Source organism: Mesorhizobium sp., from assembly GCF_004962925.1.
Classification (GTDB): Bacteria; Pseudomonadota; Alphaproteobacteria; order Rhizobiales; family Rhizobiaceae; genus Mesorhizobium.
Genome location: NZ_SUEO01000110.1, coordinates 1 through 257, shown reverse-complemented (window position 1 = coordinate 257; position 257 = coordinate 1). Strand labels below are relative to the sequence as shown.

At 68.9% G+C, this 257-nt stretch carries 1 pseudogene; it reads right to left on the bottom strand.

The features are described 5' to 3' along the window. Positions 1 to 257 (bottom strand): annotated as a pseudogene (locus E5W87_RS20715) (phage tail protein); the annotation flags it as partial.

Sequence of the window (257 nt, the reverse complement as noted above, 5' to 3'; positions counted from 1 at the left end):
CCGGCATTCTGGTCGACGGGCTCGGAGGCAGCGACCATGGCACTGGCCGCGGCGGGCACTTCGGCGGCGATCTCGGCACGGGTCGGAACGCCCTTTTCGGCGTAGGGACGCAAGGTTGCGATCTCCGGTGCGCCCGGTGAAATCGCCGCAAAGGTTTCGAGTTCGGCGGCGAACGGCGCACCGCCGTCGAGTGCTGCCTTCAGCGCCGAAGCGGCGATGGCGAGCGCGATCTTCGGCTGTCCCGTCTGTGACTCGAC